The sequence below is a fragment of the Neisseria sp. HMSC074B07 genome, from assembly GCF_001810355.1.
GTDB lineage: Bacteria > Pseudomonadota > Gammaproteobacteria > Burkholderiales > Neisseriaceae > Neisseria.
Map to the genome: position 1 here is coordinate 11,342 of NZ_KV800929.1, position 13,608 is coordinate 24,949.

Annotated in this window: 10 protein-coding genes and 1 pseudogene; 9 read left to right on the forward strand and 2 right to left on the reverse strand. The window is 56.9% G+C overall.

All coding sequences use genetic code 11. From position 1 onward, the window contains the following. Positions 1 to 214: 214 nt before the first annotated feature. A complete protein-coding gene (ruvA, locus tag HMPREF2726_RS06115) occupies positions 215 to 799 on the forward strand; it encodes a Holliday junction branch migration protein RuvA (RefSeq protein ID WP_070602639.1) in 585 nt (194 codons plus the stop codon). 102 nt (positions 800 to 901) lie between these two features. Here the strand turns inward: ruvA and HMPREF2726_RS06120 are convergent, their stop codons facing one another. Beyond that, positions 902 to 2,080, reverse strand: a complete 1,179-nt coding sequence (locus HMPREF2726_RS06120; RefSeq protein ID WP_003767620.1) for a phosphoglycerate kinase — start codon at positions 2,078 to 2,080, stop codon at positions 902 to 904. Positions 2,081 to 2,318: 238 nt separating this feature from the next. Here HMPREF2726_RS06120 and HMPREF2726_RS06125 point away from each other — a divergent pair, with 238 nt between their 5' ends. Both HMPREF2726_RS06125 and HMPREF2726_RS14710 read left to right on the forward strand, forming a co-directional pair. Next, entirely contained in the window at positions 2,319 to 3,971 is a 1,653-nt protein-coding gene (locus HMPREF2726_RS06125) for an ArnT family glycosyltransferase (RefSeq protein ID WP_070602642.1), read from the forward strand. A 73-nt stretch (positions 3,972 to 4,044) separates the two neighbouring features. Then, positions 4,045 to 4,193: pseudogene (locus HMPREF2726_RS14710) on the forward strand (IS5/IS1182 family transposase); the annotation flags it as partial. Between the two features lie 69 nt (positions 4,194 to 4,262). Here the strand turns inward: HMPREF2726_RS14710 and HMPREF2726_RS06130 are convergent. Continuing rightward, complete coding sequence (locus HMPREF2726_RS06130) at positions 4,263 to 5,246, reverse strand: porin (RefSeq protein WP_003767600.1); 984 nt, start codon at positions 5,244 to 5,246, stop codon at positions 4,263 to 4,265. A 315-nt stretch (positions 5,247 to 5,561) separates the two neighbouring features. Here HMPREF2726_RS06130 and HMPREF2726_RS06135 point away from each other — a divergent pair, with 315 nt between their 5' ends. The 6 genes from HMPREF2726_RS06135 to HMPREF2726_RS06160 all read left to right on the forward strand — a co-directional run. After that, the gene (locus HMPREF2726_RS06135; RefSeq protein WP_003767612.1) at positions 5,562 to 7,187 is read left to right on the forward strand and encodes a peptide ABC transporter substrate-binding protein; all 1,626 of its coding nucleotides are present in this window, start codon (positions 5,562 to 5,564) and stop codon (positions 7,185 to 7,187) included. 104 nt (positions 7,188 to 7,291) lie between these two features. Next, the gene (locus HMPREF2726_RS06140; protein WP_070602644.1) at positions 7,292 to 9,088 is read left to right on the forward strand and encodes an aminopeptidase P family protein; all 1,797 of its coding nucleotides are present in this window, start codon (positions 7,292 to 7,294) and stop codon (positions 9,086 to 9,088) included. A 683-nt stretch (positions 9,089 to 9,771) separates the two neighbouring features. Beyond that, positions 9,772 to 10,692: an oligopeptide ABC transporter permease OppB gene (gene oppB / locus HMPREF2726_RS06145; protein WP_070602647.1), complete on the forward strand. Its 921-nt coding sequence runs from the start codon at positions 9,772 to 9,774 to the stop codon at positions 10,690 to 10,692. 72 nt (positions 10,693 to 10,764) lie between these two features. Then, a complete protein-coding gene (gene oppC, locus HMPREF2726_RS06150) occupies positions 10,765 to 11,673 on the forward strand; it encodes an oligopeptide ABC transporter permease OppC (RefSeq protein ID WP_070602649.1) in 909 nt (302 codons plus the stop codon). A gap of 22 nt (positions 11,674 to 11,695) precedes the next feature. Further along, entirely contained in the window at positions 11,696 to 13,300 is a 1,605-nt protein-coding gene (locus HMPREF2726_RS06155; protein WP_070602651.1) for an ABC transporter ATP-binding protein, read from the forward strand. A gap of 121 nt (positions 13,301 to 13,421) precedes the next feature. After that, a partial coding sequence (locus HMPREF2726_RS06160) for a hypothetical protein (RefSeq protein WP_148132481.1) occupies positions 13,422 to 13,608 on the forward strand: 187 nt, incomplete at its 3' end.

Consider the following 13,608-nt stretch of genomic DNA (forward strand, 5'->3'; position numbering starts at 1 on the left):
CGAGCGTTCGAATCGCTCACGACCCACCAAATTTTAAAAGCTGAGTTGAAAAACTCAGCTTTTTTATTATCTTTCAGATATACGCAGACCAAGCCATACGAAAACGCCGTATCGGTTTAAAACTAACCCACCAAACAATCAAAGCTGTCTGAAACACCGCAATCATGCAAAACCGCGTTTTCAGACGACCCCGCCAACGCCACTCGGAATCGACATGATCAGCAGACTGACCGGCAAGCTCATCGAGAAAAACCCTCCGCAAATCGTCATCGACGTCAACGGCGTCGGCTACGAAGCCGACGTATCCATGCAGACTTTCTACAACCTGCCCGCCTTGGGCGAAACCGTGCAGCTTTACACCCAGCTTGTCGTCCGTGAAGACGCGCATTTATTGTTTGGCTTTGCGACTGCCGACGAGCGGGCGACGTTCCGCCAGTTGGTCAAAGTCAGCGGCATCGGTGCGAAAACCGCGCTGGGCATACTCTCCGCCATGTCCGCCGACGAGCTTGCCCGCGCGGTTGCCGACGAAGACATCAAACGCCTCTCTTCCGCCCCGGGCATCGGCAAAAAAACCGCCGAACGCATGGTTTTGGAACTGCGCGGCAAACTGGTTTCCCATACCGCTACCGACGGGCTTTTCACCGCCGCGCCTGCTGCCGACGAAACGGACGACATCGTCAACACCCTGATTGCGCTGGGTTACAACGAACGCGAGGCAAAAGCCGCCATCAAAGGCATCCCAAAAGGCACGGAAGTCGGCGAAGGCGTACGCTTGGCTTTGAAAAATCTGTTGAAATAAAACATCCTCCGCCTTGCCGTCAAAACGCGGCAACCATACAAAGAGGTCGTCTGAAAACCCCGAATCAGGTTTTCAGACGACCTCTTTTTTACGTCAAACCGCTTACGCGCCGCGTTTTTCCAAAGCGGCTACGGCAGGCAACTCTTTGCCTTCCAAGAATTCGAGGAACGCGCCGCCGCCGGTGGAGATGTAGCCGATTTGGTCGGTAACGCCGAATTTGGCAATCGCCGCCAGCGTGTCGCCGCCGCCCGCAATCGAGAATGCTTTGCTTTGGGCGATGGCTTCGGCAAGGGCTTTCGTGCCGCCTGCGAACTGGTCAAACTCAAACACACCGACCGGACCGTTCCAAACGATAGTGCCTGCGGCTTTGAGCAACTCAGCAAGTGCGGCGGCGGATTTCGGACCGATGTCCAGAATCATATCGTCTTCGGCAACGTCGGCAATGTCTTTTACAACCGCTTCGGCATCGGCGGCAAAGGCTTTGGCAACGACGACATCGGTCGGCAGCGGTACGGAGCCGCCTTTGGCCGCCATTTTCGCCATGATTTTTTTAGACTCTTCCACCAAATCGTGTTCCGCCAAAGATTTGCCGATGGCTTTGCCTTCCGCCAACAGGAAGGTGTTGGCGATACCGCCGCCGACGATGAGTTGATCGACTTTGTCCGCCAGCGATTCGAGGATGGTCAGTTTGGTGGACACTTTGCTGCCGGCGACAATCGCCACCATCGGGCGCGCAGGCTGTTTCAGGGCTTTGCCCAAAGCGTCGAGTTCGCCCGCCATCAATACGCCGGCGCAGGCAACGGGCGCGGCTTGGGCGACGGCTTCGGTCGAGGCTTGGGCACGGTGGGCGGTGCCGAACGCGTCGTTGACAAACACGTCGCACAAGGCGGCATAGGCTTTGCCCAGTTCCAAATCGTTTTTCTTCTCGCCCTTGTTGATGCGCACGTTTTGCAGCATGACGACATCGCCCGCGTTCAGGACGGGTTTGTTTTCACGCCAGTCGTTCAATACTTTCACGTCTTTACCCAACAGGCTGCCCAAGTGCGCGGCAACGGGCGCAACGTCGTCTTCAGGATGAAACTCGCCTTCGGTCGGTCGGCCCAAGTGGGTCATCACGATAACGGACGCGCCGTTGTCCAAGCAGTATTTGATGGACGCAAGCGAGGCGCGGATACGGGTGTCGTCGCTGATTTTGCCGTCTTTGAACGGCACGTTCATATCGGCGCGGATGAGGACGGTTTTGCCCTGCACGTTTTGTTCGGTCAGTTTCAGAAATGCCATGATGTATCCTTTGTGAAGGTTGGAAACGGAAATGGGAATGTTCTCAATTATCCGCGAACGGGGCGCATCGGTAAAGGCAGGATTTGCCTGCGCTTGATTTGCGTCAGCGGTAGGGTCGATATAAGGTCGTCTGAAAACGTGGTTTGAATGAAGTAAAAACCCAAATCCCTCCTTTCAGACGACCTCCCGCCGAATCTTTGCTAAACTACACGAAAATACGTTCAACATCCTCAAAGCTATGCTCACTTACACCCCGCCCGATCCGCGACAACCTGCCAAAACCCATGAAAAACCCTGGCTCTTGCTGCTGATGGCATTTGCCTGGCTGTGGCCGGGCGTGTTTTCGCACGACTTGTGGAACCCCGCCGAACCCACCGTCTTTACCGCCGTCGAAGCCTTAGACGCAGGCGCGACGCCGTTGGTCGCCCATGTGTTGGGGCAGCCGGATTTTCAGATTCCGCCCGTCTATTTGTGGGTGGCGGCGGCGTTCAAACACCTGTTGTCACCTTGGGCGGCGGACGCTTATGATGCCGCGCGGTTTGCGGGCGTCTTCTTTACGATTATCGGGCTGACCGCCTGCGGTTTTGCCGGATTCAACTTCTTGGGCAGGCACCACGGGCGCAGCGTCGTCCTCATCCTGATCGGCAGCATCGGGCTGCTCTCGGTCGCGCACTTCCTCAACCCCGCTTCGGTCGCCTTTGCCGCATCGGGCATGATATTGTGCGGCTTTTCGTTGGCGCAACGCCGCGTCATTACCTCCTCCCTGTTGCTGGGCTTCGGCTGGGCGTTGCTGTCGCTCTCATCAGGCTATCTGATGACCGCCGCGCTGATGTTTTTAGCACCCGCCCTGCTGCTCGATGAGAAATGGCGCGTCAAACGCTATTACCTGACACTGGTCGGCGCGTTCGCCATCGGACTGCCGCTGCTGACGGTTTATCCGCTCATTTTCTCCAGAACGCAGCCCGAACTGTTTTCCATCTGGCTGCAACACCACTCGCTCGGCGCATTCGGCGGCTTGGGTGGTTTTCAGACGACCTTCAGTCTGTTCTACTACCTGAAAAACCTGCTCTGGTTTACCCTGCCCGCGTGGCCGCTCGCGGCATGGACGTTAAGCCGCCCCCGCATCCGCGAAAAAAACTGGAGCGTATTGTGCATTTCGTGGTTCCTCATCGTCCTCAGCATTCTTGCCGTCAGCCCGCAACGCCTGCAAGACAACCTCGTTTGGCTGCTGCCCCCGCTTGCCCTGCTCGGCGCGGCGCAACTGGACGGACTGCGGCGCGGCGCGGCGGCGTTTATCAACTGGTTCGGCGTCATGGCGTTCGGATTGTTCGCCATTTTCCTGTGGACGGGCTTCTTCGCCATGAACTACGGCTGGCCTGCCAAACTCGCCGAACGCGCCGCCTATTTCAGCCCGTATTACACGCCCGACATCGACCCGATACCGATGGCGGTCGCCCTACTGTTTACCCCGCTGTGGCTGTGGGCGATTACCCGCAAAAACATCCGCGGCAGACAGGCAGTGACCAACTGGGCGGCAGGCGTTACGCTGGCGTGGGCATTGCTGATGACCCTGTTCCTGCCGTGGCTCGACGCCGCCAAAAGCCACGCGCCCGTCGTCCTCCAAATGGAAGCCGCCCTCTCCCCCGAACTGAAACAACGGCTTTCAGACGACCTCGAATGTATCAGCATCGCCAACGAAGACCACCGCGCCCGTATCGCTTGGGCGCAATACAGCGACTTGACACTCCATATCGACGATGCTGCCTGCCGCTACCGCCTGGTGCAGCAGCCTAAAAATACCGACGCGCCGCCGGGCTGGACGAAAATCTGGCAGGGCGCGCGCCCGAGAAACAAAGTGGAAGGCTTCGCCCTGTTGGAGAAAGCGGAATGAATCCGCTAGGGGCGTGAATGGCAAACGTCGTCTGAAGATCGGTTTCAGACGACGTTTTTTCATGAAGATTTGAGTATCGGAAACATTGTTTGCAAGAATGCGTCTGACAGGCGTTTGATATAGTGGATTAACAAAAATCAGGACAAGGCGACGAAGCCGCAGACAGTACAGACAGTACAGCAAGGCAAGGCAACGCCGTACTGGTTTAAAGTTGAGCCACTATAAACACAAAGGTCGTCTGAAAACCCATATTCAGGTTTTCAGACGACCTTTTATGCTTCAAATCCCGTGTTATTGAAGGCTGTGTTCCAATGACACGCCTGCCGCCCAGCCGGTTTTGGGGTCTTTGCTTTCTTTGACTACGCCGGAGTTGAACGAGAGGGTCGTGCGTTTGGAGAATTTGTATTCGGTGTTGAACGCGAGCTGTTTGTAATTCTTGCCGGTATCGGAGCGGCCGTAGGCGACGCCGAGTTTGGGGGTGATGTTGCCCATGGTGTAGCCGGCGGTCACTTGGAAATCGCGGGTGTTGGTATTGGTTTTGGTTTCGTCTTCCCAGTGGAATTTGTCGGCAACATTGCGGGCGTACATCATGCCGGCGGCGAGGTAGAGGTCGTCTTTGTCGTAGCCGACTTTCAGGGAATGAACCTGTCTGTCTTTGGTATCGTCAGGCGAGCCGTTGCGGGCGTATTCGAGGGCGTAGTGGGCGTTGAAGCCGTTGGTCGGGTGTTTGTAGTGCAAGCCTAAGCCCGCCATCCAGTCGCCGTTGCGCTTCCTGTCTTTGTATTTGTTGGCACCGGGCGCGATTTGGACGCGGTAGTTGAAGCCGTTGTCAAAGGTTTTGGATTCGTAGTTCAGGGCGATTTCACGGCCGCCGAAACGGGTCATGCGCCCCATGGTTTGGGTGTGGTTGTTGCCGTTGAACGCGTCTTGTTCGCCGGTCAGGTAGTGCATGGGGGTACTGAGCCAGCCGGCGCGGACAGTACCGAAATCGCCGCGCAGACCGATATAGGAGTCGTCCGTACTCCAGCCGTTGTAGTCGAAGGCGACGAATGAATTGACGCCGTAGATGAGCTTGAGGTCTTTGTCGAGTTTTTCACTGCCCATAATCCAGATGCGGCTGTTGTTGTCGGATATATCGGTAGCGGATTGCCCTTTGCCGTTGCGTTCGTGTTCGATAGAAGTAAATATCCGTCCGCCGATTTTGGCTTCGTTATCGGATGCCAATGCGGGGGCGGCAAGCGGGACGGCAACCGCAATCATTAATAACTTCTTCATTTTATTCTCCTTTTATTTGATTTTTCTGAGGCTGCGTTTAAACAGGGTTTTATACTATTTGAGGCGTGCAAAAAAATCAATATTTTTGTAATCACTTGTAACTTTTATTTCAAAAAATGTTTTTTACGGCGTTTTTTTGTGTTATCTTGCAAACCGATTTCCAAAACAGGCGGATTTTTTCAAATACCCATAGAGAATAAATCTTTTTATCCGCCAAAAATCAGAATATTTCCCTACCATGTAGTCATATGTAGTTTTTTTATTTTTTGCAAAACGCAGGATGGAGGGAGAGATAGCGAGAAGAGGAGAAAAAACGTGCTGCCGAACAAACCTTATTCCATATTAGCTTTATCGCTTGCCATAGTGCTTGCGCTGTCGGCGTGTCATCGCGAAGTCAAGCCCGCGCCCGAATTCAAGCGCAGCGAATACAATAAAATCGTCATCAGCAACGCGGTCGAACCGAGTACGCTCGACCCGCAAAAAAGCTCGGATATGGCGGCGGGCGCGATTATCCGTCAGATGATGGACGGCTTGGTCAGTACGGATGCCGAAGGCAAAACCATTCCCGCCTTGGCGTTGAAATGGGAGCCGTCGGACGAAGGGCGCGTTTGGACGTTCCACCTGCGCGATGCAAATTGGAGCAACGGCGACCCGATTACCGCCGAAGATTTCGTTTACAGCTTCCGCCGCCTCGCCGATCCTGCAACCGCCGCGCCTAACAGCAGCTATTTGGAAGACGCGAAAATACAGGGTGCGGCGGAAATCCTACAAGGCAAGGCGAAGCCGGATACTTTGGGCGTCAAGGCTTTGGACAAAAAAACGCTGCAATTCACGCTCACCGCGCCCGTGCCGTATTTCCCCGATATGCTGATTCAGCAGTTCACCTACCCCGTCCACCGCGCCACGGTCGAGAAATTCGGCGAAAAATGGACGCAGCCGGGCAATTATGTTTCCAGCGGCGCATACATCCTCAAAGAATGGCGTGTCAACAGCCACATCACCATGGATAAAAACCCTGCTTATTACGACAGCAAAAAAGTATCCATCCCGCAGGCGGTGTTCCTCGCCAGCGGCAAAGAATACGACCGCTACCGCGCCGACGAAGTGGACGTTACCTACGGCATCCCTTCCGACCAGATCAAGATTGCCGAGAAAGAATTTCCCGGACAGGTTCGGCGCGCGACTTTGCTGTGTTCTTGGTTTTTAGAGCCGAACTTGGAATCCGCCGAATTTAAAAATCCCAAAGTCCGCCGCGCGCTCAACCTCCTGACCGACCGCGCCATCATTACCAAAGTTGCCGGACGCGGCGACAAGGAAGCGTTCCAGCTCACCCCGCCGAATATGCAGGGCGGCGGCGAATCTGCCCCCGCATGGAAGCCGCTCAAGCGCGAAGCGCGCATTGCCGAAGCGGAAAAACTTTTGCGCGAAGCGGGTTACAGCGAAGAGAAACCGCTTGAGTTCCAAATCGTCTATACCACCAGCGAGGCCGCCAAGAAACAAATTACCGCGCTGCAATCCATTTGGAAGGCGACCGTACCGTTTGTGCGCCCCACGCTGATGAACGAAGAATGGAAAACCTTTTTGGACAAGCGCCTGCAAGGCAACTTCAGCATGGCGTTTGCGGGCTGGTGTTCCGACTACAACGACCCTGCGGGCATGCTCAATATTTTCAAATCCAACAATCCGAACAACGCCTTCCATTACAAGAATCCCGAATTCGACAAGCTGATGAACAGCACGCTCGAAGCGGGCATTTCCGCCGAAGAGCGCGCCCGCCGCTACGTCAGCGCCGAGGCGATGCTGCAACGCGACGACGCCTTTATCCCGCTGTATCACCAAGTCAGCATCAATCTGGTGAAACCCGACATCCAAGGCTACTCCGACCGCGACCCGCTGAAAAATTACACCATCAAAAATTGGTCGTTTGCACCCAAGAAGTGATTTGATAACATAGACACGTTTTTCAGACGACCTTCCTGTACATCAAGTTAATCCGCTATAAAAAGGTCGTCTGAAACCGCGAAACCCTATTGGAGAATCCGTTCATGAATACCGTATCGAATTACCTGTCCGCATTGCGCGAAGCCATGAAGGCGCAAGGTCTGGACGCACTCGTCATCCCCTCCGCCGACCCCCATCTTTCCGAATACCTGCCCGCACACTGGCAGGCGCGCCGCGAGTTGTCAGGCTTTACCGGCTCGGTCGGCACATTTGTCGTTACCGCCGATGAAGCGGGCGTGTGGGTGGACAGCCGCTATTGGGAACAAGCCACCAAACAGCTTGCGGGCAGCGGCATTGAATTGCAAAAAAGCGGGCAAGTTCCGCCGTATAACGAATGGCTCGCGGCAAACCTGCCCGAAAACGCCGCCGTCGGCATCCCTTCCGATATGGTGTCGCTCACCGGCAAACGCACTTTGGCGCAATCCCTGACCGCCAAAAACATCCGCATCGAACACCCCGACGGCCTGCTTGACCAAGTGTGGACAAGCCGTCCCGCCATTCCCGCCGAAACCGTGTTCATCCACGACCCCGCCTACGTCTCCGAAACCGCCGCCGAAAAACTCGCCCGCGTGCGCGCCGTCATGGCGGAAAAAGGCGCGGATTACCACTTGGTTTCCTCGCTTGACGACATCGCTTGGCTGACCAACCTGCGCGGCAGCGACGTGCCTTTCAATCCCGTTTTCGTATCCTTCCTGCTTATCGGCAAAGACAATGCCGTCCTGTTTACCGACCAAGGTCGTCTGAACGCCGAAGCCGCCGCCGCGCTGCAAACCGCAGGCATCACGGTCGAACCTTACGCCCAAGTTGCCGACAAACTCGCGCAAATCGGCGGCGCGCTGCTTATCGAGCCGAACAAAACCGCCGTCAGCACGCTCGTGCGCCTGCCCGAAAGCGTGCGCCTGATCGAAGGCATCAACCCGTCCACCTTCTTCAAATCCGTCAAATCCGAAGCCGACATCGCCCACATCCGCGAAGCGATGGAACAAGATGGCGCGGCGTTGTGCGGCTTCTTCGCCGAGTTTGAAGACATCATTGACAACGGCGGCAGCCTGACCGAAATCGACGTGGACACCATGCTCCACCGCCACCGCAGCGCACGCCCGGGCTTCATCTCATTGAGTTTCGACACCATCGCGGGCTTCAACGCCAACGCTGCCCTGCCGCATTACAGCGCAACGCCCGAAAGCCACAGCACCATCAGCGGCAACGGTCTCCTGCTCATCGACTCCGGCGCGCAATACAAAGGCGGTACGACCGACATCACCCGCGTCGTCCCCGTCGGCACACCGAGTGCCGAACAAAAACGCGACAACACCCTCGTCCTCAAAGCCCATATCGCGCTTGCCGAAGCCGTGTTCCCCGAAAACATCCTCTCGCCGATGATAGACGCCATCTGCCGCAAACCCCTGTGGCAGGCGCAATGCGACTACGGCCACGGCACAGGCCACGGCGTAGGCTATTTCCTCAACGTCCACGAAGGCCCGCAAGTCATCGCCTGCGCCGCCGTTCCCGGTCCTCAGCACGCCATGAAAAAAGGCATGGTGACCTCCATCGAACCCGGACTCTACCGTCCCGGCAAATGGGGCATCCGCATTGAGAACCTCGCCGCCAACCAAACCGTCGCCAACCCGCAGGAAACCGAGTTCGGCAGCTTCCTCTACTTCGAAACCCTGACCCTCTGCCCCATCGACACCCGCCTGATGGACACCGCCCTCATGACCGACGGCGAAATCGACTGGCTCAACCGCTACCACGCCGAAGTCCGCCGCCGCCTCGAGCCGCTGACCGAAGGCGCGGCAAAAGCATGGCTGATCAAACGCACCGAACCGCTGGCGCGCTGACGACAAAGGTCGTCTGAAACGACCATGGCGCGGGTTCTCACCACGAACCCGCACCAACCCCAAAGGTCGTCTGAAAACGGCCGTAGCGTGGGCTCTGCCCACGAATCCGCGCCAATCCCAAAGGTCGTCTGAAAACGGCCGTAGTGTGGGCTTTGCCCACGAAAAACACCAGCAAAAAGGTCGTCTGAAACCGAAAATCCCGTTTCAGACGACCTCCGAAACAAACCCATAACGCAGGCTGCCACCCGCGACTGCCGCAATATAGTGGATTAACTTTAAATCAGGACAAGGCGGACGAAGCCGCACAGTACAGAGATAGTACGGAACCGATTCACTTGGTGCTTCAGCACCTTAGAGGAATCGTTCTCTTTGAACTAAGGCGAGGTAACGCCGTCGGTTTAAAGTTAAGCCACTATAAAAAACCGTCCGAAACCCCATCCAAAGTGTTCAGACAACCATAAAAGCCGTAGCGTGGGCTTTGCCCACGAAAAACATCAGCAAAAAGGTCGTCTGAAACCCAAAATCCCGTTTCAGACAACCATAAAAGCAAAAGCCCGCACACCCCAAAAACCAAGGGCCTGACTACAAAGAAGAGAAAACCACCCCAAGCGTCCGAACCCTGTTCAGACCGCCTTCCTGTATTCAGGCATATTCCGACCCACCAAGCCCCGAGCAGGTACGATATGCTGAAATTCATCATCCGCCGCATACTTTCCGCCATCCCCACCATGCTGGTACTGATTACCGTCTCATTCTTCATGATGCGGCTCGCACCCGGCAGCCCCTTCACCGGCGACAAAAACGTACCGCCCGCCGTACTGGCCAACATCGAAGCCAAATACCATCTGAACGACCCGATGTACCTGCAATACTTCAACTATCTCAAACAACTCGCCCACGGCGACCTCGGCCCCTCGTTCAAATACAAAGACTACAACGTCAACGAGCTGCTCGCCCAAGCTCTGCCCGTCTCCGTCGAACTGGGCGTGTACTCCTTCATCGTCTCCACCGTTTTGGGCGTACTCATGGGCACCATCGCCGCGCTCAGGCGCAACACATGGGCGGACTACACCATCATGACCGCCGCCATGACCGGCATCGTCGTCCCCAGCTTCGTCAAAGCCCCCATCATGATTTTCATCTTCGCCATCACCCTCAAATGGCTGCCCGCCGGCGGCTGGAATGACGGCGCGCTGACTAGCCTCATCCTGCCCGTCGCCGCCCTCTCCATAGGCTATGTCGCAGGCCTCGCCCGCATCACGCGCGGCGCGATGATAGAAGTGTTGAACAGTCCCTACATCCGCACCGCCCGCGCCAAAGGGCTGTCCATGAACAGCATCGTCCTGCGCCACGCACTGCGTCCCGCCATGCTGCCCATCCTCTCCTATCTCGTTCCCGCCTTCGTCGGCATCATCACCGGCGCCATCGTCATCGAAAGCGTCTTCGGACTGCCCGGCATCGGACAACTCTTCGTCAACGGCGCGCTCAACCGCGACTACGGCATGATCTTGGGACTGACCATCCTCGTCGGCGTACTGACCATCGTCTTCAACGCCGTACTCGACATCCTCTACGCCCTGATCGACCCCAAAATCCGCTATTAAAAGCAAAAAAGGTCGTCTGAAAACCGGTTTTGCCGTTTTCAGACGACCCCGAACAAAACAACGGAGAACACCATGCTATTCAACAAGAAAAATTCCCGCGCCATAGCAGACGCAGCCGAACAGGCACAAGTACACGGACGCAGCCTGTGGCAGGACGCATGGCGGCGTTTCAGCAACAACAAAGCCGCCCTGTGCAGCATCTTCATCCTTGCCGCCATCACCCTCTTCGTTGTCGCCGCCCCCTGGATCAGCGCCTACACCTACGACTACACCGACTGGGACAACATGCAAATCCCGCCTTCCTTCTCCACCCGCCACTACTTCGGCACAGACCTGCTCGGACGCGACCTCCTCACCCGCGCCGCCGCAGGCGGGCGCATTTCCCTGCTCATCGGCATCGCAGGCGCGCTCGTCGCCGTCGTCATCGGCACGCTCTACGGCGCGCTCGCAGGCTTTTTCGGCGGCAAACTCGACTCCGTCATGATGCGCCTGCTCGAAATCCTCAACGCCTTTCCGTTTATGTTTTTCGTCATCCTCTTGACCACCTTCTTCGGGCGCAACCTCTTACTCATCTTCGTCGCCATCGGACTCGTCTCATGGCTGGACGTCGCCCGCATCGTCCGCGGACAAACCCTCAGCCTCAAACACAAAGAATTCGTCGAAGCCGCCCGCATCACAGGCGTATCCCGCCGCCGCATCGTTACCCGCCACATCATCCCCAACGTACTCGGCGTCGTCATGGTTTACGCCTCCCTGCTCGTACCCGGCATGATCATGTTTGAATCCTTCCTCAGCTTCCTCGGATTGGGCGTACAAGAACCCCAAACCAGTTGGGGCTCCATGCTCCAAGAAGGCGCAGCCTCCATGGAAGCCGCCCCGTGGCAGCTCCTCGTCCCCTGCTTCTTCCTCGTCGCCACCCTCTTCTGCTTCAACTTCATCGGCGACGGCCTGCGCGACGCACTCGACCCCAAAGACCGCTGACACACACAACGAGGACACACCCATGACCACCCCATTACTCACCGTCGAAAACCTCGACATCCGCTTCCAACTCCACGACAAAACCGTCCACGCCGTGCGCAACATCAGCTTCCAAGTCGCCAAAGGTGAAACCCTCGCCCTCGTCGGCGAATCCGGTTCCGGCAAATCCGTTACCGCCATGTCCCTCATGCGCCTCCTGCCCGAAAACACCACCCGCTACGGACAAAACTCGCGCATCACCTTCGACGGCACATCCATCCTCGACGCAGACGAAAAAACCCTCCGCGGCCTACGCGGCGGACGCATCAGCTTCATCTTCCAAGAGCCCATGACCTCGCTGAACCCCTTCATGAAAATCGGCACCCAGCTCATGGAAGCCCTGCGCGTCCACAACAAAACCATCACCCGCAAAGCCGCCCGCGAACGCATCCTCGACCTCCTCAACCGCGTCGGCATCCGCGAAGCAGAACGTCGTCTGAAACAATACCCCCACGAATTCTCAGGCGGTCAGCTCCAGCGCATCATGATCGCCATGGCGCTGCTCAACGAGCCCGCCCTGCTCATCGCCGACGAACCCACCACCGCCCTCGACGTCACCATCCAAGCAGAAATCCTCGACCTCCTCCACGACCTCCAAAAACAAATGGGCATGGCGATAATCTTCATCACCCACGACCTCGGACTCGCCGAACACTACTCCGAAACCGTCTGCGTCATGAAAGACGGCGAAATCGTCGAGCGCGGCAAAATCAAACAAGTTTTCGCCAACCCCACCCACCCCTACACCGCCCAACTCATCCACTCCGTCCCCAAAGGCATGAAAGACCCCGTAGAAGGCAACCCGCCCGAGCTCATCCGTGCCGACGGCATCGACGTCCACTTCACCCTCAAACACAACTTCTTCGGCAAACCCCTCAAAACCTTCCACGCCGTCAAAAACATCAGTCTCGCCATCCGCCAAGGCGAAACCCTCGGCATCGTCGGCGAATCCGGTTCAGGCAAATCCACACTCGGCAAAGCCATCATGCAAATGCTCCCCTACCAAGGCAGCATACACTTCGACGGCAGCGACCTCGCCGCCCTCAGCCCGGAGCGAGCGCGCCAGCTCAAAGCCGAACGCCAAATCGTTTTCCAAGACCCCTACGGCTCACTCTCACCCCGCCTCACCGTCGGCGAAATCATAGGCGAAGGCCTCACCGTCCACCGCCCCGAAATGACCAAAGCCCAACGCACCGAACTCGTCCTCAAAGTCCTGGACGAAGTCTCCCTGCCCGCCGACGCCCTCAACCGCTACCCGCACGAATTCTCAGGCGGACAACGCCAACGCATCGCCATCGCCCGCGCCCTCATCCTGCGGCCCAAGTTCATCCTCCTCGACGAACCCACCTCCGCCCTCGACCGCTCCGTCCAAATCAAAGTCGTCGAACTGCTGCGCGGACTCCAAACCAAATACGGACTGACCTACATCTTCATCAGCCACGACCTCTCCGTCGTCCGCGCCGTCAGCGACAACGTCGCCGTCATGCAGCACGGAGAACTCGTCGAATACGGCAGCGCAGACCAAATCTTCCACCACCCGCAGAAAGACTACACCAAACGCCTCATCAACGCCGCCTTCGACCTCTGACCCAAGGTCGTCTGAAAAACCTCCATTCAGACGACCTTTCTACCGTTTATCCCATTTGCTTTACCGTTGATGACGTTCAAGTTACCATACGAACCTCATTGTCATCTTTAAATTCAACGCCATGACTGCCCGCCAATCCTACCATCTCACTTTCGCCCGTTTCTCCCCGTCACTCTCTGTTCGTTCTTTCACCGCCTCCGAAGCCGCCAACACCGCCTACCGCGTCGAAATCACCGCCACCTCCACCGATTCCTCCCTGCCGCTGTCTTCCTATCTCAACCAGCGCGCAGCGTTTGAAATCCGTCCGC